19 protein-coding genes and 1 riboswitch are annotated in these 21216 nt (G+C 59.5%); of the genes, 12 read left to right on the top strand and 7 right to left on the bottom strand.

The annotated features are described in order from the left end of the window. Positions 1 to 73 precede the first annotated feature (73 nt). The 8 genes from cas10 to csx15 are packed head-to-tail and all read left to right on the top strand — an operon-like array spanning position 74 to position 8875. Positions 74 to 2668: a type III-A CRISPR-associated protein Cas10/Csm1 gene (gene cas10 / locus SE15_RS06995; protein ID WP_054521409.1), complete on the top strand. Its 2595-nt coding sequence runs from the start codon at positions 74 to 76 to the stop codon at positions 2666 to 2668. A 24-nt stretch (positions 2669 to 2692) separates the two neighbouring features. Then, entirely contained in the window at positions 2693 to 3103 is a 411-nt protein-coding gene (gene csm2 / locus SE15_RS06990) for a type III-A CRISPR-associated protein Csm2 (protein ID WP_054521408.1), read from the top strand. Between the two features lie 22 nt (positions 3104 to 3125). Next, a complete protein-coding gene (gene csm3 / locus SE15_RS06985) occupies positions 3126 to 3932 on the top strand; it encodes a type III-A CRISPR-associated RAMP protein Csm3 (protein WP_054521407.1) in 807 nt (268 codons plus the stop codon). Positions 3933 to 3948: 16 nt separating this feature from the next. Then, positions 3949 to 5079, top strand: coding sequence for a type III-A CRISPR-associated RAMP protein Csm4 (csm4, locus tag SE15_RS06980; RefSeq protein ID WP_054521406.1), 1131 nt, complete (start codon positions 3949 to 3951; stop codon positions 5077 to 5079). Positions 5080 to 5088: 9 nt separating this feature from the next. Continuing rightward, positions 5089 to 6243 (top strand): type III-A CRISPR-associated RAMP protein Csm5, encoded by a 1155-nt coding sequence (gene csm5 / locus SE15_RS06975; protein WP_054521405.1) that lies wholly within the window; start codon positions 5089 to 5091, stop codon positions 6241 to 6243. Between the two features lie 16 nt (positions 6244 to 6259). After that, on the top strand, positions 6260 to 7588 hold the full coding sequence (gene csx2, locus SE15_RS06970; protein WP_054521404.1) for a TIGR02221 family CRISPR-associated protein: 1329 nt from the start codon (positions 6260 to 6262) through the stop codon (positions 7586 to 7588). Continuing rightward, complete coding sequence (locus tag SE15_RS06965) at positions 7543 to 8460, top strand: Card1-like endonuclease domain-containing protein (protein ID WP_054521403.1); 918 nt, start codon at positions 7543 to 7545, stop codon at positions 8458 to 8460. Before csx2 ends, SE15_RS06965 begins: the two co-directional genes overlap by 46 nt. Before the next feature lie 28 nt (positions 8461 to 8488). Further along, positions 8489 to 8875 carry a CRISPR-associated protein Csx15 gene (csx15, locus tag SE15_RS06960; protein WP_054521402.1) on the top strand — a complete coding sequence of 129 codons (387 nt, stop codon included), beginning with the start codon at positions 8489 to 8491 and terminating at the stop codon, positions 8873 to 8875. Between the two features lie 18 nt (positions 8876 to 8893). Here the strand turns inward: csx15 and SE15_RS06955 are convergent, their stop codons facing one another. Both SE15_RS06955 and SE15_RS06950 read right to left on the bottom strand, forming a co-directional pair. Next, positions 8894 to 10921: a nuclease-related domain-containing DEAD/DEAH box helicase gene (locus SE15_RS06955; protein ID WP_054521401.1), complete on the bottom strand. Its 2028-nt coding sequence runs from the start codon at positions 10919 to 10921 to the stop codon at positions 8894 to 8896. 116 nt (positions 10922 to 11037) lie between these two features. After that, positions 11038 to 11316, bottom strand: coding sequence for a hypothetical protein (locus SE15_RS06950; RefSeq protein ID WP_054521400.1), 279 nt, complete (start codon positions 11314 to 11316; stop codon positions 11038 to 11040). Between the two features lie 405 nt (positions 11317 to 11721). Beyond that, positions 11722 to 11790: riboswitch (Fluoride riboswitch) on the top strand. Positions 11791 to 11826: 36 nt separating this feature from the next. On the opposite strand from SE15_RS06950, the gene SE15_RS06945 reads away from it, so the two are divergent. After that, positions 11827 to 12312 (top strand): hypothetical protein, encoded by a 486-nt coding sequence (locus tag SE15_RS06945; protein ID WP_054521399.1) that lies wholly within the window; start codon positions 11827 to 11829, stop codon positions 12310 to 12312. 90 nt (positions 12313 to 12402) lie between these two features. Then, the gene (locus SE15_RS06940) at positions 12403 to 13149 is read left to right on the top strand and encodes a DUF6062 family protein (protein WP_054521398.1); all 747 of its coding nucleotides are present in this window, start codon (positions 12403 to 12405) and stop codon (positions 13147 to 13149) included. Here SE15_RS06940 and SE15_RS06935 read toward each other — a convergent pair. The 3 genes from SE15_RS06935 to SE15_RS06925 are packed head-to-tail and all read right to left on the bottom strand — an operon-like array spanning position 13081 to position 16483. Further along, positions 13081 to 13539, bottom strand: a complete 459-nt coding sequence (locus SE15_RS06935; protein WP_054521397.1) for a HEAT repeat domain-containing protein — start codon at positions 13537 to 13539, stop codon at positions 13081 to 13083. The two genes, SE15_RS06940 and SE15_RS06935, sit on opposite strands and share 69 nt — an antisense overlap. A 6-nt stretch (positions 13540 to 13545) precedes the next feature. Then, complete coding sequence (locus tag SE15_RS06930; RefSeq protein WP_054521396.1) at positions 13546 to 14241, bottom strand: response regulator transcription factor; 696 nt, start codon at positions 14239 to 14241, stop codon at positions 13546 to 13548. Beyond that, the gene (locus SE15_RS06925; RefSeq protein ID WP_160316682.1) at positions 14231 to 16483 is read right to left on the bottom strand and encodes a sensor histidine kinase; all 2253 of its coding nucleotides are present in this window, start codon (positions 16481 to 16483) and stop codon (positions 14231 to 14233) included. Before SE15_RS06925 ends, SE15_RS06930 begins: the two co-directional genes overlap by 11 nt. 145 nt (positions 16484 to 16628) lie before the next feature. On the opposite strand from SE15_RS06925, the gene SE15_RS06920 reads away from it, so the two are divergent. Further along, positions 16629 to 17936 (top strand): hypothetical protein, encoded by a 1308-nt coding sequence (locus tag SE15_RS06920; protein WP_054521394.1) that lies wholly within the window; start codon positions 16629 to 16631, stop codon positions 17934 to 17936. 15 nt (positions 17937 to 17951) lie between these two features. On the opposite strand, the gene SE15_RS06915 is transcribed toward SE15_RS06920, so the two are convergent. Then, entirely contained in the window at positions 17952 to 19616 is a 1665-nt protein-coding gene (locus SE15_RS06915) for a CapA family protein (RefSeq protein ID WP_054521393.1), read from the bottom strand. Positions 19617 to 19765: 149 nt separating this feature from the next. On the opposite strand from SE15_RS06915, the gene SE15_RS06910 reads away from it, so the two are divergent. Continuing rightward, positions 19766 to 20356 carry an O-methyltransferase gene (locus SE15_RS06910; protein WP_054521392.1) on the top strand — a complete coding sequence of 197 codons (591 nt, stop codon included), beginning with the start codon at positions 19766 to 19768 and terminating at the stop codon, positions 20354 to 20356. A gap of 7 nt (positions 20357 to 20363) precedes the next feature. Here SE15_RS06910 and SE15_RS06905 read toward each other — a convergent pair whose 3' ends face one another. Beyond that, positions 20364 to 21044 carry a hypothetical protein gene (locus SE15_RS06905; RefSeq protein WP_054521391.1) on the bottom strand — a complete coding sequence of 227 codons (681 nt, stop codon included), beginning with the start codon at positions 21042 to 21044 and terminating at the stop codon, positions 20364 to 20366. Between the last annotated feature and the right edge of the window lie 172 nt (positions 21045 to 21216).

The raw sequence follows: 21216 nt of genomic DNA, 5'->3' as shown, positions 1-21216 counted from the left end.
GGGGGAGAACCACACGGGGTGCAGGACTTACCGGCGGGCATCGTACCATTTTTGAGGGTCGAAAGGAGGCTGCATGAGTGAGGATCGCCGCGAACGTGCCCTGAAACTGGCCCTGGCCGGCCTGCTCCATGATATTGGGAAGGTGGCTCTGCGTGCGGGGGATACCGGTGCCTCGCGCACCTGGGATGCAGAGGCTAAGCAAGATTACGGACGCCTGCATGCACTATTGAGCCATGATGTGGTGGCAACGCTTGTGCCGCCCACACTAGGGGGCGAGGAGATTAAGCACTGGGCCGGCCAACACCACCGTCCTTACCAACGCGAGCATTACATTGTACGCCTGGCGGATCGCCTCTCTTCCGGGGAGCGCACCGAAACCGAAAAAGAGGATGAGCCCGCGACCCAACCCAAGCAATTGCTCTCCATCTTTAGTGTCATTCAGGCGGACGGAGAAGATAATCCCCATTCGTTGTACTGGCCGTTGCGCCCGCTTGATCTGAACGATGGGGCGACGGCTGGACAATGGTTCCCAGCGGCTGAATGGGACTCCAAAAGGGTTGCGCAAGCCTATGGCAAATTGTGGGGGGATTTCAAAAATCAGGCACTCACTTTGAAGCAGGCTCATTCCAATGGGGGGGATTTAGAAACTTATCTGGAAACTTTGCTCTTGCTCATGCAGCGCTATTTTTGGAGTGTTCCCTCGGCGTATTACCGTAGTCTGCCGGATATTAGCCTGTACGACCACAGTCGTATGACGGCAGCGTTGGCTGCGGTGCTGGCGGGGACGGATCTTTCGGATGGGCAGTTGATGGCTCTGGCGCAGGCCCCCGAATCCCAAGATACCGAGGTGGCTTTGCTGGTGGGGGGTGATCTTTCGGGAGTGCAGGACTTTATCTACACCATTACCAGCCGGGGCGCCACCAGCGCCCTGCGCGGGCGTTCGTTCTACCTGCAATTGCTCACCGAGGCGACGGCGCGTTATATCCTGCGCCGTCTGGACCTGCCCATCACAAATCTTGTCTACGTGGGTGGGGGAAATTTTTACCTCCTAGCACGCGCTAGCGACAAGACAGCACTGGAAGAGATCCGCCGGGATCTCAGTCATATCCTCTACACACATCACCGGGGCGACCTGTATATGGCAGTGGCTTGCCTGGCCTTGCCAGCACGTGATTTCTTCGCCGGCCGTATCAGCGCCCGCTGGCAGGAACTGGGGGAGCACCTTCAGGCAGCCAAGCAGCGCCGTTTTTCTGAGTTGGCGCCGAAGGATCTGCTCTCCCTCTTTGCGCCTCAGGGGCATGGAGGTAATGAAGCAACGGAATGCCAGGTATGTGGTCGTGAGTATGAAGACGTCGAGGTATATGAGCCAGGGGTGCGTAAGTGCAAGGCTTGCCTGGCATTTGAAAAAGAGGTGGGCGATCCCTTACGTAAGGCCTGTTATCTGGTGTGGGATTTTGAACCAACCCTACCCACACCGCCTACCTCATTAGCACTCAGAGATCGTTCCAGCCCGTGGAGCGAGGTGTTGCGCAGTATGGGACTGCATGTGCATATTGAGCAAGCCCTGAACGGCTTGCATCCGCCCAAAGGCCGACGGTTGGTGCTGGCGCTGGACGAAGCCAGCCTAAAAAGCGTGCGTCCAGCCTCCAACGTGGCCGTAGGGCGGCGTTTCCTGGTCAACGTCAGCCCGATTGTTAAGAGGGAGGACGTTCAAGGGTTTGGTGAGGCCTATAAGAAGCAAACCGGCCAGGATCTGCAAGAGGGTTCGATCAAGCCTTTTGCATTGATGGAAATGCAAGCGGAGGGGATTAAGCGCCTGGGAGTATTGCGTATGGATGTGGACAACCTGGGCCATCTTTTCTCCCAGGGGCTAGGGCAGAAGGCAACCCTCTCCCGGGTGGCTGCGCTCAGTTTTGCAATTGGTCTTTACTTCGAGGGCTGGGTGGGGGTGCTGGCGCAACAGCGTAACCGCAAGCACGGAGATTGTGTGTACGCCATTTATTCCGGCGGAGACGATCTCTTCTTTGTGGGCGCATGGGATCAGGTGGTGGAACTGGCTATGGACATTCGGCGTGACCTGATCCCTTATGCGGCCGGACATCCTGGCGTACATGCCAGTGCTGGGGTGGTGCTGATCAGCGGTAAATACCCGCTGGCACAGGGAGCCCGTGATGCCGGCCAGGCCGAGGAACGCGCTAAGAGCCTTAAATGGTGGGATAAAGGAGGAAAGGCCCATAAAAAAGATGCCATCTGCTTCCTGGGACGGGCGCTACCCTGGTCGCGCTTTGGCTACCTGCTGCAAGAATCTGTTTCGTTTGAAACGGCTTATGATACGCGGGTGTTTCTGGAGGGGTTATTGAAAGATAAAAGCGCCAACCGTGCCTTTGTGCGCCTGTTAATCCGTTTGGATGAGCGCTACCAGGAAGAGATCGAGAAACGCCGCCGCGCTGGAAAGGATCTGGGGGCCGACCGCCGTCCTCAAGCATTTTGGGGACCCTGGAATTGGTTGTTTGAGTACTACCTGGCGCGCATGGAGCGGATGTACCAGAAGGAGCAGCTGTTGCAAAATCTGCGCACTTTGCGCAGTGAAATGCGGGCTACGTTTCATCAACGGATTGAGTGGGTGGGCCTGGCTGCACGCTGGGCAGAGTTAAAGACGAGGAAGTGAGATCAAGTCAAAAGGAGGTTAACCATGCCCGTTAGTTCAAAAGAGATTGAAACCATTATTACCGATCCCAATGGGGCAGAAACGCTGGTCAAGGTGGCGGATGATCTGGGCAGGCAGTTGCAGGAGGCTGAACTCACCACCAGCCAGATTCGTGCGCTCTTTGGGGAGGTGCGTCAGATTCAGGCTCAATGGAGCCTGGGCGGAGACCAGCGTCAACTCGCCCGCCGTCGTCTGATCTTGCTCAAGCCCAAAATGCGTTACCGCGCACGCAAAGAGCGGGGCAAGGCAGTGAAAGAGTTGGTGAGCGTACTGGAGCCAGCACTGGACCGGGTCATTGAGGCAAAAGACGAAAAGATCCAAGAACAGCGTTTCAACCACTTTGTTCAATTCTTCGAAGCCATCCTGGCCTACCACCAGGCCTATGGCGGCAAGTAATTTTCAGAATGAGGAGGATGTCATGGCCAACGGGAAACAAATCCAACTCAAAGGGCGGGTTTTTATCACCTTCAACATTGAAGCGGTAACGGGACTGCATATTGGAGGCACTGAAAGTGGGATTGAGATCGGTGGTGTGGATAAGACGGTCATCCGTGATCCTTTAACCAATCGTCCGTATATTCCTGGCTCTTCGCTTAAAGGCAAGGTGCGCAGCCTGTTGGAGAAATATAAGGGGTTGCCTCAAAACCAGCGCATCGGGCAGGGATACATTCATTCCTGCGATCAGAAAGATGAATATTCTAATTGCGATGTTTGTCAGGTTTTTGGGGTGCCCGGAGAACGGGATTTTGCCACTCCCACCCGTTTGGTGGTGCGGGATGTGAAAATGACCGAGGCAAGTGCCAAGGCACTGGAAGAGAGCGGACGCACGGATCTGCCCTACACCGAGGTCAAGGCGGAGGTCTCCATTGATCGCGTGACCTCGAAGGCGAACCCACGCCAGATGGAGCGCGTGCCGGCGGGCACGGTTTTCGGCCCGGCAGAATTGGTCTATAGTCTCTATGATGGCGATGGTTGCCGCGTTCACAAAGACATCGAACGCTTGCGCACCCTGGTTGAGGGGTTGCAGTTACTGGAAGACGATTACCTCGGGGGACTGGGCTCGCGTGGTTCGGGCAAGATATGTTTGAAGGACATTAAGGTGATGCTGCGGGTGGGCGAAACTTACGCTGAAGCACCGCTGGAACTGGGGGCCTTTGGCAGTCTTCAGGATCTGGTGAAGGGTTTAGGCACATTGCAGAGCCAGATTCGCCAGCGTTTGGGCTAGGTCCAGGGAGGGTAACATGCCGCGCTTTACGGCGTATTTTCTTGATTTTAAAAGTGGGTTGCATGTGGGCCAGGGAGCAGAAAGTCTTCAAGAAACTCTCCCCTACCTGCCCGCGGATACCCTTTTTGCTGCCATGGTGAGTGCCTGGCGGCACCTGGGTGGCGATGCGACCGCTTTGGTCCACCCGTTTGTTAGCGACCCCCCGCAACCGCCTTTCTTGCTCACCTCGGCTTTTCCATACGCTGGTAGGGTGCGTTTTTACCCCTTCCCGGTAGATTGGGGTGTGGTTTTCTCATCCCAAAGGCGTCGGGATGTTGCCTATGGCAAAATGCTTAAACGCATCCGCTACTTTTCCGAAGGACTGATGCGCAAAGCCCAGGCGGGGGAGCCTCTGGATGCCTATCTCTTTCCTGCCGATGAAGAGGCCGAGCCCGAGCGGGGTGTGGCTCTGCAGGGGGGTGCCCTATGGCTGTTGAAGGAGGAGGTCGGTCTACTACCTAAGGCCCTGCATCAAGATCGTCCTTTGCGCGCGTTGCGCCATGTAAACGTTTGGCGGGAGCAAAGGGTGCCGCGTGTCACGGTAGATCGTGTGTCGCAGGGCGCCGTGATTTATCACTCTGCCCGAGTGGTTTTTGCCCAGGAATGTGGGCTGTGGTTCGGGGTGGCATGGCGGTATCCAGAGCAGGAAGTCGCTCCTGGCCTCACCTACCATGCGGTCTTGGCACAAATCTTAAAGGCCCTGGAGGCACAGGGTGTGGGTGGAGAGCGCAGCAGTGGTTATGGCGCGTTTTCGCTGAAAGCATCGGAGGAGATTGACCTGCCCGAACCTCAACCCGATCGGCGGGCGCTTCTGCTCAGCCGCTACCACCCTCGAGAGGATGAAGTGGCGGCAGCATTGCAGAAAGAGGGCACCGCCTACACATTGGTGGCAGTGGGGGGTTGGTTGCATAGCCCCGATGAGAAAGCCCAGCGTCGCAAGCGCCTCTGGCTGGTGAACGAAGGGAGTTTGGTGGGATGGAAAGAAGGTGGGCTGATCGGAAATGTGCCCGACGTGCGCCCGGAATACAATGGTGTGACTTTCCGTCACCCGGTCTATCGTTATGGGCTGGCGGTGGCAACCGCCTGGCCGCAGGGTCCTGACCACTAGGAGGTGTGCATGACCAGTTATGAGCTCTACCGCCTTAAAATCTCGTTGCTCACCCCTTTGCACATTGGCAGCGGGCGGGAATTAATGCACGAGTATGACTATGCACTCTACAAGGGGCGCACCTGGCGACTGAACGAAGCGGTGGTCCTGGAAGCCCAGCCCCTGGATGATCCCCAGGCGGCTAATATGCTGGCTCAAACCCCACCCGCGCACCTGCTCAAAGAGAGCGATTTTACCCCCCAGTCACGATTCTTCCGTTATGTGATTCGTGGAGTGCCGCGTTCGCCAGCGGAAGGGGCAATTGTGCGCGAACAGCTCAAAGATCCTTTCGACCGTCTCTACCTACCTGGCACGTCGCTTAAGGGGGCGCTGCGTACGGCGTTGCTCTGGTATGCCTGGGGGCAGCGTAACCTCCAACCCGATCTGAGGCGGATGAAGGACGATTCCCGTTTCGCTGCGCAGAATTACGAGCGCATCCTTTTGGGCCAGGATCCCAACCACGATTTACTGCGGGCGTTAATCGTGGCCGATTCATACCCCTTGCCTGTCAATGAGCATTTGCAGTTGATCAATGTGCGTGTACTCAATCGCGATGGCAGTTTGGGGTCTCCTATTGAGGTAGAGGCAGTTCGTGCGGATACGACCTTTGAGACCACCCTGAAAATAGACCGGGCCCTGTTTTCGGAGTGGGCGCGCCGTCATAATCTGAACCTGGTGGGGGGGCAATGGTTGCAAGACCTGGTCCGGGTGGTGCGCCAGCACAGTCAGGAACGCATTCGGCGGGAAAAAGCCTGGTTTGAAGAAAAAGCCTGGTTTGAAAAGGAGCCTAAGGCGCTCCATGTGCACCAGTTTTACGAACGGTTGGAAAGAAGTCAACCGCCGGAAAATGCTTTTTTGATGCAAATGGGCTGGGGCACCGGTTGGGAGGGTAAGACGCTTGGTACACGCCTGAGCAACCCCGCTAGTTTTATGGAAGAGGTGATCCGGAAGTACAAACTGGCAATCGGCCGACGCAAGCCGGGAGATCCGTTTCCCAAGAGCCGTCGTGTGATCATGCAGTCCCAGAAAGATGCAAATGGAAATACCATAGGTGAGCGCCCTGCTTTGCCCTTGGGTTGGTTGCCCTTGGGTTGGGTATTGGTGGAGATGGAGGCGATCAAGTAGAAGGGAGGCGCTTTTTATGGGGCACACGGTGATTACATTTCTAGGGGTTAACCCCCAGGAAGTGGACTACGAGTACCAGGGAAAAACCTATACGGGCAAGGTGTTTGCCGAGGCGCTGGTGCAGTGCCTTAAGTTTGATCGCATGTTGGTGCTGACAACCCCAGAGGCGAAAGAGAAAACCTTTCCCCTTCTTCAAAAATACGGGGATTCGCGAATTCAAGAGGTGCCCATCCCCACAGGCAAGACCGAAGCCGAAATGTGGGAGATTTTTGATGCGGTTATTCGGCACGTGCCGGAATCTGAAGAGGTGACCTTTGATATTACCCATGGGCTGCGTTCCATCCCATTTTTGGTTTTCCTTTTCGCAGCCTATCTGCAATCGGCCAAGCAGGTCCAGATCCGGGCGATTCTCTATGGGGCTTTAGAGATTGGGGTCATAAGTGAAGAAACAAAGCGAAAGCGTGCCCCCGTGGTTGATCTTTCAAGTTTTGCTACGATGCTGAGATGGATTAACGCCGCTGACCAATTCGTGCAAACCGGGAATGCCAGCCGATTAGCCAATTTGCTCAAACAAAGAAAGGCGGCTGAAACACTGGAACAAATCTCCGAAGCAGCCTTTCTATGCCAGCCCATCACTTTAATGGAAAAAGCGGCGGAGTTACGTCCAAATCTTGAGGCGGCGGCACAGTCCTTTAAGATCACCTCACAACCCTTTAGTGTGTTGAGCGAACGAATATTAGAGACGTTCGAGGCTTTTGGCCTGAAAAACCCCCTGAATAACTACGGGGAGTTTTTGGAGCGAGAATGGCAACTTATTTGCTGGTACCATGATCATGGGCAGTTAATCCAGGCGCTGACGTTGACGCGTGAATTTCTCATCGATGTGGTTAACTATCGGTTAGAACAGCGCATCGATCTGGAAAAAGACAAGCGCCAAACTATGGAGCGTGCTCTCTCTGGGTTATCCCAGTTACGGATTGCAAGACATAAGGCGGGAAAGAAAGAGGCTCAAGCCCATAGTGATCCGGAGGAAGCCTCGACTAACCGGGTTTCGTCCCCAGACGATCTGAACCGGTACGGTCGTCGAATCTACGATGAGTGGCCGGAGGAATGGGAAAACATCGCGGAGTTATACGACGAAATTAGCCAGGTGCGTAATCAGTTGAACCATGCCCAACATCAGGTTGAATCCATGAAATTGCAAAAAATCAAACCCAAGGCTGAGAAGATTATAAAAGGCTTGCAAACCCTTCTCGAGAATTGGCGGTTGATTTCGTTTCCTTCGGAGGCGTCCTCCGCATGCGTCTCTACACCCTCCTCGGTGAACAGCCCATCCCCAACCTGATCCCGCTGTGGCAGGCGCCCCAGATGTATTCGGAGGTGGGGTTTGTTGTCTCGGCGCGCACCCGGCCTCAGGCCGAGGCGTTGCAGGTGGTCATTCGGCATGACCCGGCGTTAAAGGGGATACGCGTGCTGCCACCCCTGGAGGTGGAGGCGTATGACCTGGTCAAGACCCGCCAGGTGCTTGCCGGGGCTCTGGAGCAATCCCGGCAGGCCGGCCGAGCGGTTTGCCTCAATCTCACTGGAGGTACCAAGATAATGAGCCTGGCCGCGCTCCGGGCAGCGCAGATGCTGGAGGTGCCCTGGTTTTATGTCAGCACCGAACTCCGGCAGATCATTCACTACACCGCGGAGGGCGAGGAAACCCGCCGTGAGCCCATTCGCGTGCGGGTGGGGGTGGAGATCTACCTGCGGGCGCATGGGCTTGAGGTGAGCCTGGGGAAGCCCATTGAGGCGCAGGGCGCCGCGCGCTCCCCCCAGCCCACGCCGGGGCATGCGCTGGAGAAAGATGTCTTTGAGGCGTTGTACGAGAGCCAGTGCTTTGATGATGTGCAGCGTAATGTGTACATCCGCAAAGGGGATGCCCGCGGTCAATTTGTGGATAATGAACTTGACATTGTGGCCACCTACAACGGAATGCTGGTGGTCGGCTCGTGCAAAACGGGTAAAATTCTACCCACACACCTTTATGAACTCAGCGCCCTTTCGAGGCGCGAAGTGGCCGGCATTTACGCACGTAAGGCACTAATCTACCGCGATGCCACCCCCCGCCCCGGCATCGTCCGTCGCGCTCAGCTCGACGAAATCGCCCTCATCCCTGGGTATGACTTGAACAACGTGGTACGGGAATTCAAACGCCTGCTGAGCATTCCCTGACTTATACGGAGGCTTTCTTTCCATAACTATGATTATCCTTAACTTTGCCCATCCTCTGACCGCTGAGCAGCGTGCCCAAATTGAAGCCCTGACGGGAGAACCGGTTGACCAGGTGATCACGGTGGGGGTGCATTTTGACAACGCCCAGCCCTTCTTGCCCCAGTTGGAGGCGCTGATGGCGCAGATCCCGCTGGATGCCGAAACCTGGCAGACGGCTTCCATCCTGGTCAATCCCCCCTCCCTTAATTTCATCACCGCCTTGCTCCTGGCCGAACTGCACGGACGCATGGGCTACTTTCCGCCAATCATCCGCCTGCGCCCGCTCAATACCGTTCCCCCGCGCTATGAGGTGGCTGAAATCCTCAACCTCAACGCGGTGCGCGAGGCCGCCCGTGCCCGGCGCTATCGAGGTTAGGATGGGTGGGAGCGAGGGTCAGATGGCCTCCAGCCAGCCGGCCTGGCTCAGGCGCTCGTAGATGCGGGGCAGGCGCCCACTGCCGCTCAGGTAAAGCCGCGTGCGCGCTCGCGTCATCCCCATGTAGATCAGGCGCCGCTCTGCCGGATCATCTTCCCCTTTGGGGAAGGTTTTATCCAAGTAGGGGATGAAGACGGCTTCCATCTCCAACCCCTTGAGGCGATGCAAGGTATCCACCAGCCCGTTGAAATTGCGCAATGCCTTCCTGACGGGATCAACATCATGGCGGTTGCGCACCAGCACCGCTATTTGCTCATCGCGCAGGCCTTCGTGCCGCAATACTTCGATTTGCTCGCGCAAGAAGTCCATCTCGGCCCTGGAATTGGAAAATTGGCGCAGGAGCGGGCGCGGCCCGTGGCGCATCTGAGCGGCGGAGACCTCGGGCAGCACTGCTTCGCCTTGCTCGGTCAGTTGCTGTTGGATCTCGGGCACGTCGGCAATCAACTGGTACGCCGCCTGGTAAATCTCCCAGGTGTTGCGGTAGGGGATGCGCAACCAACGCGTGCGCCCGACGACGTGGATCCCCTTCTCCTTCCAGGAGAAATATCGGTAGATGCTTTGCGAGGGGTCGTCGGTGAGGAATAGTGAGCCCTCCTCGGGATCGAGCAGGTGGGTGATCAGGCGCACCCAGGCGGGGGCCCAGTCTTGCGCCTCGTCCACCAGGAGGGCATGATAGCGCGGAGGATCGTTGAAACTGCCGTTTTCCAGGCCTTCCAGCAACTGCAGGGCCATTTCCCCGAAATCCAGTTGCCCCTGCTGGCGCAGGTACGCGCGGTAAGCCCGGTAGATTTCAAAGACCTCGCGGCGCTGATCCTGGAGCAAGCGCTGTGTAGCACCCACGCCGTGGCGCTCAATGCTCAGGTAGTCTTCCAGGCGGGTGATGCCCATATCGCGCAGCCAGTTGATCTCGGTGCGCAGAAAACCCTCACCCAGTTTAAGGATCGCCGGGTTTTGGGTGCGTTGGGCTTCCAGCCATTTTTCGAGCCACTCATCTTTCGGCTCACTGGGGTAACCGAGCAGGCGGTAGCACAGGCTGTGGAAGGTGTACACATCAATTTGTTGCCCTCGCAGTTCGCTTTGCAGGCGCTCTTGCAGGGGTTTGTTAAAAGTTAGGACGGCAATTTTCCAGTCGGGGTGCATGGCGCGCAGGTAGCGGGCACGCTGAATCAACACCAGGGTTTTGCCGCTGCCGGCATAACCGCGCACCAGGCGAATGGCAAAATTCTGGCTGAGGCGGCGCCCTTCGGCGGGGAGCTCCTCGGCAGGCTCTGTAGGCGTCAGGAAGGACGTCTGGACGGCCCGCTCGGTGGGCTCAGGCCGGGGTCGGGTTGGTACCTCGCGTGGCGCTTCGGTGACAATGCGTTCCTGCTGCTCGTCCAGGATAATCGTGCCGCGATCGGGGGTTTCAAATTCCACCACGGGGTCAACCACCCTGCGCACAAGGTCAATCTCCTCGCGGGTCAGCGGGCGCAGGCGCTCGGCGGGGAACAGGTTTTTCAGGCGATTGAGCAGGATGTCGGGGTTTTTCAAATCCTCCCGCCCCAGAATAAAATCTTCGCCCCAGGCCTGGCGGCAGCGCAAGAGGGTGGAGGCGGGGAGGTTGATCAGCACGGCAACCCAAGAATAAGGAATGTTGGGGGACCCCGCTGCGCCGGCCGTCTCGCTGATGCACTGGTGCAGGGCCAGGGCGTACTCACGTGCCTGGGTCACCGGATTGCGCTCGTAACGCTCTTTGCCATCACTGGCGCGGATGACGGCCTCATGCGCCGTGGCCTTCACAAGGCTTACCCAATCCTTGACCTCGAACACCACATAACCGTAATTGGTCAAGAGGATGAAATCGGGGTAGCGGATCTCGCGCTTTTTGCGGATGGGCGGTTCGACAAAGACGATATATTCTTTGGGCAGGCTGTTGCGCAGCCATTTGAGCGTCTCTTTTTCGCCGTAGGTGGCATCTTCGCGTAAGTAGCCAATAACTTCTGCCATGCGACCCCCAGGTTCAGGTTAATGGACGGCTTTTCGATATGTTTCCATTATAACCCGGCCTGTTAAGTCAAAAGATTAATGTTACCGAAAGTAGATCGTTGGTTCAAAAGAAAATGTTACCGTAGGGATAAGTCCGCCTCCTTGATCAAGGTATCAAACCCATTTACGGTTTGGGGATTCTTGAGGGTTGGCAAGGACATCCATTGACCGATGAGGTCATTGATTTGAGCGCTCAGGATCAGCGGGTTAGTGGTTTGCCGTAACTTCTCCAGCCGGTGGCGGGCCGCGTCATCCAGGCACTGCAGTTCGATTAGGCGATCAAGCGGTGGTTGAGTAGGATCGAATTGACGCCGGTAGCGTAAAGGAGCGACGGCGTCTTTGGAGTGTAAGCGCATCACCGGTTGGAAGAGGTTGTGATGGAGCCACAGTTGATCATACAGCGGGCGGAGAACCTGTAAGTGCGCCAGGGTGTCAAAGCGGCCGTGACCGAGATAGGCACGGAGCAGGGAGGGGTTGTTTTCCTCGACAAAACGGTTGTCGTTCTTGTGGTAAGGGCGGCTGCGCGAGAGAAGTAGGTGATCTCGTCTGGCAAGCGTGTTTTTTTTCGCTTTCGTCGGCTTTTCGGTAGCGTCCCCACATTTTTTGGAGATATTTGCGTCGTTCGTTCACATACATCGGATCGGTTTCGGACATCGTCGGCCTCGGTAACATTTTGTGTGGACTAACGCGCCCGGCTACAACCTTACGACAAATGAGGGTATAATCGAGCCAGAGCCGGAGCAGGGTACAGGCCCGCCCCAGCAGCTTGCGGTGATGAGGCTCACCGGAGACCCAAACCGCCCATCAGGGCTGATAGCCTCTGTCGTTTCCACGGACAGGGGCTTTTGTGTTATAAGAGGTTGGGTATGGAAGGGTTAAATACGGCACAACGAAATTTCTTGTGGGCCAGTTTGCACACTTTTGAGGTGACTCTGCGCCAGACAGAGCGCTGGTTGCGTGAGCGGACCGAGCGCGGTTATCTCTATCGCAGTCAACTGCACCTTTCTCCCGAACGCGAGGTGGAGGTGCGTCAATTGCTGCAGACGGCCCTGCGAGAACTGGCGGCGGTGAGCGAGCAATTGGGGCTGGCGCCCCGCGAGGAGAGCATCAATCGTCTGCTGAGCGGGCAGTTTAGCGTGTGCTGGGCGGAACTGGTGGATGCCCATCCGGCGCGCCTGCAGGGATACGGCGAGGTGAGCGCGCAGGTCGTTGCAGAAGCGGGGGCAGCGCTTGAACGCATGGCGGCCTATGCGCTGCGTTTGAGCCGGCTGTTGGGGGAAGGGGAGACGGCGCCCCTGGCGGCATCCTCATCCGCTGACGCTTTAGGTGACAATGGAGGGGGACATGCGTGAAAGACAATGGCTGAGCGGGGTGGGCGGAGCGCCCCCGGTCGGAAGAGCGCTGCCGCAGGCAGTACTGCGCGCCTGGAAAGGGAGGCAAGTATGCCTTTTGCTCTGACCCTGGTACATTTGGAGGAGGCACTGAAAAAGCCGGGCTGTCCCATCTGCCGCCTGGGCGATGAGGCGGCGCGACGTAGCGTGGATTCCTTTCTGTGGGAGAATGTCAACGACCCCGAATCGCGTCGCCCTCTGCAAGAGGCTTACGGCTTCTGCCCGGAGCATACGCGTCTGCTGGTGGCTACCGAGATGGAGAGCAGTGGGGTTTTGCTGGGCGTGAATATGATTTACGAATCGCTGGCCCGGCAAGCCATGCGTGATCTGCAGAAAGGGGGCAGCCTGCAGCCTGCCCCCAAAGGGATGTGGGGGTGGCTGGAACGCCTGCGGCGACGCCCTGCCGCACCTCCCCCAGCGCCGACCTGTCCCTTGTGTCGGATTGTGGAAGAGGTGCAGGCCAACGCCCTCATTACCCTGCTGGAAGACCTGACCCTGCACGCAGAACACGCACGCCCGCTTTACCACCAGGCGGACGGGTTGTGCCTGCCCCACCTGCGCCAGGCACTGCACCAGTATGCTCAGCGGTACCCCGAAGCGACGCGCTTCCTGCGTGAGGAGACGCTCAGCCGCCTGGATGTGCTCGCCGCGCGCATGCGCGAATACATCCGCAAGCAGAACTGGGCCTACCGCGAGGAGGCCATGACCGAAGAAGAGCGCGTGGCCTGGCTACGTGTGCTGGTTTTCTTCACCGGTTATTCCCCCGAGCGCCTGGTGCGGCGTATCGAGCCGTTCTGAAGCCTCGATCCGGGCCAGCAGGTCGTGCGCCAGGCGCGCGATCAGGTCGGCCGGGTGGTGCGTGGCGCGGCGGAGCAGGGTCACGCGGCGCGGATCGGGGATGCGAGCGATGGCTTCCAACACCGCGCGTAGCAGGTAATAATCGTAGGCCTCGCCCTGCAACTCGTCCAGAAGGGCTTCGAAGGCGGGCAGGGCTTCGCGCGCGCCCAGGTCTCCCAGCACCTGGGCAGCAATGACGCGCCGCTCGGGGATGGGGTGATGAAGGGCGTGGATCAGTTTCTGCGAATACGGCAGGCGCTCAAATTCGGTCAGGTCGTAGCCGCAGACGGGGCAAACCGTGACCCCGGCATCGAGCGTGTGCCAGCAATGGGGGCAGTAGTAGGTCAGCATGGGGGGTCAGGTCGTTTCTCCTTCTCCCAGGCGGTAGCCGTAGCCGCGCACGGTCAAGATGTAGCGCGGGGTTGCCGGCTTGGGTTCAATTTTTTTGCGCAGCAGCCAGATGTAACGGCGAATCAGCGCCGTATCTTCGGTACGGTTGGTGCCCCAGATCTCGCGCAGAAGTTCCTCCTCGGCGACCACACGCCCCTGAGCCCGCACCAGGACTTCCAGGAGGCGGAACTCGGTAGGCGTGAGGGGGATGATCTGCTGCTGCCTTCGGACTTCGTGCCGGTCAAAGTCAATCTCCAATTCGCCCAGGCGCAGGCGTTGGGTTTCGGGGGTCTGGGTGCGCCGGGCGCGGTTGAGCACCGCCTGAATGCGCGCTTTTAATTCAGCGAAACTGAACGGCTTGGTAATGTAGTCGTCCACCCCGAGGCGGAAGCCGCGCAATTTATCGGCTTCGGTGTTTTTGGCAGTCAACAGGATGATCGGTACGTCCGAAAGTTCGCGCAGGCGGGTGGTCACCTGCCAGCCATCCATGCCGGGCATCATTACATCCAGTAGCACCAGGTGGGGGTGTTCGCGGTAGGCCACGCGCAGCGCCTCTGCCCCACCCGTTGCGGTGAAGACGGTGTAGCCTTCATCTTGCAGATAATCGCGCAAAAAGCGCAGCAGCGTTGGATCGTCATCCACCACCAGGAGTTTAGGCTTCATGCTCGGTGTCCTCCAGTGGGATGGGCTCCCCGGGGAGGGGTTCGATCTCGGCCAGCGGGAGGGTACACTGAAAACAAGCGCCTCCCTGGGGGCGGTTGCTGGCCTGCACCTGACCGCCCATGGCCTCGACCAGGCGGCGCACGATGTAGAGCCCCAGGCCGTGCCCGTAGGTCTCTTGTGCATCGTTGGCGCTGGCGCGGTAGAAGGGTTGGAAAAGCAGTGGGAGGGCCTCTTCAGGGAGGCCGGGGCCTTCGTCCAGTACCTGCAGGTGCAACTGACCTTCCTGCACCCGGGCCTCGACCCGCACTTCCCCCTGCGGGGCGTATTTCAGCGCGTTGTCAATCAGGTGGAAGAGGATGCTGCTAAGGGCCTGCTCGTCGGCCAGCACCGGGGGCAGATTCGGGGCAATCTGCCAGACCAGGCGCTTTACCTGCGGGTGATGCGCCATTTGACGTTGCAGGCGATGCACCACGCCTTCCAGGTCGAGGGGGGCAGGATAGAGCGGGAGCCGTCCGGCCTCGAGAGCCGAAAGATCCAGGATGGTCTCCACGAAGCGACCCAGACGCTCAATCTCGGCTTGCACCAGCAGAAGGTGTTCGCGGGTGGCAGAGGGCAGGCGGGCAGGTTTGCTGAGCACCAGTTCCAGCCCACCCTTGATGTTGGTGAGGGGGGCGCGCAGTTCGTGGGAGACCAGGGAAACAAACTCGGATTTGAGGCGATCCAGTTCACGTAAGGCCCGGTTTTGCGCTTCCAGGCGGGCATAAGCCGCGCTGAGGTCGGCGGTTTTCTCGGCCACCCGGCGCTCCAGGTCGGCGTTGAGACGTTCTAATTGGGCGCGGTCGGCTTCAATCTGCTCCAGCGCCGCCTGCAATGCCGCCTGCTGGGTTTTCTGCAGGGTTAGATCGTGTGCGGTGCCTGCCAACACCAGGCGTTCACGTTCGGTAGGAAGAATGCGCCGCAGGGAGAGGAACACCGGGATGCGGCGCCCATCGCGAGCCAGCAGGTACGTTTCTCCCGCCCAGGTCTTCTCGGTGTCGGTATCTTTATCCAGGGTCGTACGGACCCAGGCGGCCAGGTTTTCAGCAGGGGCAAACCACTCCAAAAGGGGTGAACCCAGCAGGTCTTGTTCGTGCTCCACCCCGGCGGCCTGGCAGAAGGCAGGGTTGACCAGCCGAAGTGCGCCGCGGCGGTCGCAGATGAAAGCCGGCTCGGCAATGCTGTAAACCAGCCCTGCATACTGGCGAAACTCGGTTTCACCGATCAGCAGACCCTGACGAGCGATCAGTCCCACCGTGAGCCAGAGCATTACCCACACGCCGAGCAGGTCCACATGCCCCTGGATTTGGTACCCGATCAGCACAATCCAACCGAGGATCAGCGTGAAGAGCAAAGGCAGCAGGTTCTGCAGACGGGTGCTAGCGTAGCGCCACCCGCGCTGCCAGCGCGAAAGGGAGCGTACCGGAGAGATGGGTGGTCCGGCAAGCAAGGCCGCCGCTCCCAGGATGACCGCCCCCAGGTTCCAACCCACATCCAGGGGGCTGCCCAGGAGGTAGGCATCCTGACTCCACAGGCTGAAAAATGCCTGATCGCTCAGGACCAGGATCAGCCAGCCCAGCCCCCACCCTCCCAGGGCCGAGGGGAAATGATCCACCTCAGCGATCAAAAAGCGGTTGAGCGCGATCAGCACGGGCAGCCAGGCCATCTGCAAGCCCATCCACAGCGGAAAGGAGGCCTGACCGCGGGTGGCATTCAAGCCGGGGCGCAGGACCAGCAGCCAGAGCAGGGTGAGCACGGCGGCGGAGGTGAGAAAGAGATCTACCCCCAGGCGCATGCGCGAGGTGGTTGCACGGAGCGGGTGGGTGTATTGCCATAATCCCCAGGCCGTGAGCAGGGCTGCCAGTGCGTAGCAGACCCCGAGGGTTGGGATGAGAAAGGTGGGCGCAGGGTGCAAAATCGCCAGGACCCAGCGTCCTCCATCCCCTGCCAGGCGTATGGCCAGCCCCAGGGCCAGCCAGCGCCAGGCCGCCGGTCGGTTAGGGGCGTCCTGCCAGACCAGCCAAATCACCAACAAGGTAGGGATGAGCGTGACCAGGCTGGCCAACCACAGGCGCTCCCAGGCATCCTCGCGTCCCCAAATCAGCCAGGCTAGGTGCAAAAGCAGCAAAATTGCCCCACCACCTGTCCATTCGCGGGGTTTCAGCCAGGAAGGAGGAGTAACGAGCGTTGATTCCCTAATTGCCATCGGTTGCATTTGCCCTAATTGTAGAACAAGGGTCGCCAGGATGCAAATGCCCCTTTGAAAAAGGAGACGATCTTCCGGCGGGGATGATTGCCATCTGGCTGCCTTTGGGTTAGAGTTAAGGCAACTCATGTGCGGGAGGTTCCTGATGCGCTCCGTCCTTTTTGCCTGCGGTACCGAATATCACCTTTTGATGACGCTGATACTATCCACGACCGCTTATGCCGGGCGCCCAAAGACCCTTTTGCTTTATGACACGCCACGCACCCGGCCCTACCTGGAGCGCGCCCGTGCATTGGGGGTGTGGGATGAGGTCATCCTGATTGAGTCTGCGGCGCCTGCGGAGGCTTACGAAGCGCTCTTCGCCGAGCATCTCGGGCGTGCCGACGTTCTGCACACTTTCACTTGGGGGTTTCCGCATTTCAACACGCTAATGGCGCGCGGGCATGCGGTGGGCGTGCCGGTCATCCTGACCGATGAGGGGCTGCTCACCTACAGTCCACGGCGCCGTTTTGCCGATTGGGTGGCCCGGAAGCACGATGGTGCCTTCCTGGCACGGGATTTCGCCTTCGAGGCGGTTAGCGAAATCTGGTTGCTGGAACCTGCGCTTTTGCTTGAACCCCCCGGCTGCCCGGTGCGCAAGATAGATCTGGGGGCCTTTGTGGCTGCCTGCCGTACCGAGGCCGGACTGGCAGAGCGGTTTCGGCGCCTCTTCAATCTTTCGCCGGCGATGGCGCTGAAGGCTGAGGCCGTTCTCTTTCGCCAGTACTTTCCACTGCTGGAGGTGCTCCCGCCGGAAGTGGATGCCTGGCTGGATGGGGCCGTGTGCGCGGCCTTCCGGCCGGTACGCCTGGCGATCAAGAATCATCCGGCCTGGGTCAATCCGCGCCTCAGCGAGGTCGGGAACAACTTTGCCGGGGCTGATCGGCCCTGGGAGGCGTTGTTACTGCTGGGGCAAATAACCCCCGAGGCCGCGGGAAGCCCGCCCCGGGCTTACATCAGCCTGGCGTCATCGGCCATGCTGAAAACGGCCTTGCTCGGCATGGAGGGCACTTATTTCTTTCTCCACCGTTTAATGGCGCGTTACGCAGATTGGCAGGATACCACGGTAGATGATCTGATAGAGCGCCTGCGTTTGATCTTCCCGCAAATGCGTTTCTCGGCCCCCGCCGATTGGGACGAACTGCGCGCGGACCTGGCCGATTTGGGTCGGCGCGAGGGTTGGGCGCTGGATCTGGATGCCCTGCCCACGGCGGCTGACGAACCGGTCCTGTGGCGCGGGATAGGCCTTACCTACTGGCGGGAGCATTGTGAGCAAGCACGGCGCTTACAGGCCCTGGAACAAGAGGTCCGCCATCTGCGCCTGCAGGTGGAGCAGAAAGAGGCCGTCCTGCGTGAGGTGATTCGCCTGATGAACCTGACTGCAGACATTCTGCGCAAGGAAGTGGGAGAATAGAGAGGGTGACCCTCGTCACCAGCCGCTGGCGCTGAACACGGTTTGAAGCAGATCACGGCGCTCTGCGGGGGTCATCGGGCGCGAGCGGGCAAAATCCACAAAGCGCAGGGTCAGCAGTTCGGTGCTCACGTAGTGTCCGGCGTAAAAGATGTGCCGATCAATGAAAGCCTGGTCGAAGGGCGCTCCCAGGCTCCATTGGTCGAAAAGCAGGTTGCCCAGACCGTAATGCAAGAAAGAGCCGCCGTAAAACTCCATGGCCTGGGGCAAATGTCCCTGGCTGCCCGAGACGATAACCGCCCCGGCCTGAGCAACGCGCTGGAAATCCTGCACGGCCAGGGGATTGGCGGTGAAGGTTTCGTATTCGATGTGGGAGAAGGTGACGATGGGCAGGTAACCTTGTGCGCGCAGGGCGGCGATATCGGCGGTCAGGCGGTCAAAATCGCACAAGACGGCGCCGGGTTGGGTAGCAGAGGCCTGGGCGTAGCCGGGACCTTTGGCGTTGCATCCAATGAAAGCAATGCGGTTGCCGTTGTGTTCGAACAGGGCGGGTTGGCGACCCTCTTCCAGGGTAGCGCCGCCGCCGTAGGTCTGCCAGCCGCGCTGGTGGTACTGCTCCAGGGTGTAGAGGACGTCCTCGGGGCGGGCATCAATGAAGTGATCCCCGGTCATTTCTACGACATCCGTCCCCAGGGCGTCCAGAACAGCCAGGTAGCGGCTGTGACTGCAGGGGAAAACGATCACCCCTTGAGCGTTCAGGCCGTCGTTGGTATGGGGACAGTCTTCACGAAAAGCCACTTCGTTGTTGATGTGGGTGATGTCGGCTTCGCGCAGCCAGGGAGCAATTTCTTCGATGGCGTAATCGGTACCGCGCAGGTCCAGCGTCCAGGCGGTGGCGCGTACAATGGCGGTCACCCCGGTTACAGCCACCGCGGTCAGGCAGTTGGGGTCGCGGTTGCCGGTGGGGATGGGGGCAGTCAGGTCGGCGTGTTGAGCCGCTTGCCGGAAGGCGGTCTGAGCCTCCGCTTCCCCCAGCAAGGCGTAGGGCACGGCCAGGGGGTAGCGGGCCGGGTCAAAATCTTTGTGGATGGGGGACTGCTCTTCTACGGCCAACACCTTAAGGCGCGGCTCCAGACGCTCAAAGGGCACAATGCCCAGGGCTTCGGGGTGGGCCCACAGCGTTTCCGTTAACTGCTCGGGGTTGACCACCTGCACGGCTTTGGGTGCAGGGGCTCCCCAGGCAGCGCTCAGAGTGTTCAATGTGTCTTCATCCATCCACAGGGGGCCACCCTCGTTGGCATCTCCCTGCCATAACTGACGTAATTCGGCGGCGCTGAGGGCATCGCGCAGGGTGGGGAAACGTCCTACCAACGCATAGACCCAATACCCCAGTGGCGCTTCGCTTTGCGCTAGCATCAGGCGCAGGGTGGCCGATTCGGGATGGGAAGCAAATTCCCACGCCGGCGGAAGGCTGACCTGGGCACGCAGGGCAGCGGGGAGAGCCGGATCCAGCCAGAGGGTGAGCGCCGGGCGCGGTGAGGGGCTGGGTGAGGCCGAGGGGAGGGGAAGAAAGGGGGTGAAGGTGGCAGTTGGGGCTGCGACGGGGTCTGCCATGGGAGCGGCCTGACACGCTGCCAGCAGAAGTAAGCCGATGAAAAGCCAACCTTGACGAAGAATGCGCATTGCAAGCCTCGAGGAGAACGGGATGGGATGAAAAGGCGATAATCGCCTCGATTATACCCCCGCCCCTGCGGGTGAGCGGGGGAGGACGATAGAGTTTGCGAGTTTGCGCAGGGTGGGCTAAAATGAAGCCTAACTGGAGGTGATTGGTCGTGTTTTATGCTATTCGCCCCGAAATGCTGGCTCGAATGCAGGAATTGGAAGCGCGGGATGCCCGCGAACGCGCGGCTGGTTTGCCCGCATCTCAGCGCCTGCGCCAGGTGGCTCCGCAGACCGGGCGCCTGCTGGCGCTAATGGCTGCGTCAGCACCGGCAGGCACCTGGGTCGAAATTGGTACCGGCGGGGGGTATTCCACGCTGTGGATTGCGCTGGCCGCCGAGGTGACCCGGCAACGGGTGATCACGTTTGAGGTGGCGCCGGAGAAGGTGCTTCTGGCTCGCGAGACCTTTCGGGTCAGCGGGGTGGAGGAGGTCGTGAGCCTGGTTGAGGGGGATGCGCTGGCGTATCTCCCTCACCTGGAGGAGATCGCGTTCTGTTTTCTGGATGCGGAAAAGGAGATTTATCGGGCGTGTTACGAGGCGGTGGTCCCGCGAATGGTGCGTGGGGGTTGGCTGATTGCCGATAATGTGATCAGCCATCGCGAGGTACTCCGTCCTTTTGTGGAGCATGCCCTGGCTGATCCGCGGGTGGACGCGCTGGTACTGCCGCTGGATCGGGGCGTGTTGCTTTGCCGCCGCACGTGAGCGGGGGTCAGGGGGCAGGGTAAGGGGGCGAAGTTGGCCCGGGGGAAGGCGGTGTGGGTGTGGCCGGAGGGGGGTAAGCGGGTTGGGTGGCGGTGGGTGGGCGTGTCGTGGGGGTGGGCGGAGCGGCAGTGGCCGTTGGCAGTGGTGTCTGGGTGGGCGCTGGGGTTTGGGTAATCGTTGCTTTAGGGGTATGGGTGGGTTTAGGGGTGTGGGTTGGGCGATCCTCCGAGGTGGCTGAGGCGGTGGGCGTGGTCGTGAGCACCAGCGTTGGGGTGGCCGTGGGGGTGTTCGTCAGAGTTGGAGTGGGCGAGGAGCGGGCGGGGACCTGGGCAGGTGGGGTGATGGGGGATGTAGGTGTGACCAGGCGGTTAGGTCCGGTGGGGGTAGGGGTGGGAATCGGGGTCTCCAGTAGGCGCAGTGCGGCCTCCGGTGAACCATCAGACTGGCGATCCTGGATGGCCTGGCGGATCAGGCTGAGCGAGACGGCGGGCACGGCCGCCACCCGCCGTTCGGCGCTGTAATCTGCCCGTAAATCGGCCCGTAGGGCGAGCGGGAGAATCCGGGTGGGCGGTTCAAAGCGCCAAGGCGGGAATGCCCAGAACAGGGCCAGCCCCAGGAGCATTAGCCCTCCCACCAGGGCAAGCCAATATGTTTCCAGGGATTGAGAATGCCGGTGCGAAATTCGCATGCGCTCTCCGCCAGATCAATGACCCATTAGCAGTATAGGCGCTTTCAACTGCTGTGGAGTTTACATCTGCCTTTCAGTTGGTGGTATGAGGGGCTTGTACCTGCTACTTTGAGGGGAAAGGTGAAGAACGGACTTTCGGCTATAATTTTTATATCTGGCTTTATTACATTCT

It is taken from the genome of Thermanaerothrix daxensis, from assembly GCF_001306145.1.
In the GTDB taxonomy this organism is placed as follows: Bacteria; Chloroflexota; Anaerolineae; order Anaerolineales; family Anaerolineaceae; genus Thermanaerothrix; species Thermanaerothrix daxensis.
Note: the sequence above shows the minus strand (reverse complement) of the source record. Positions and strands in the feature narration are given on the sequence as shown.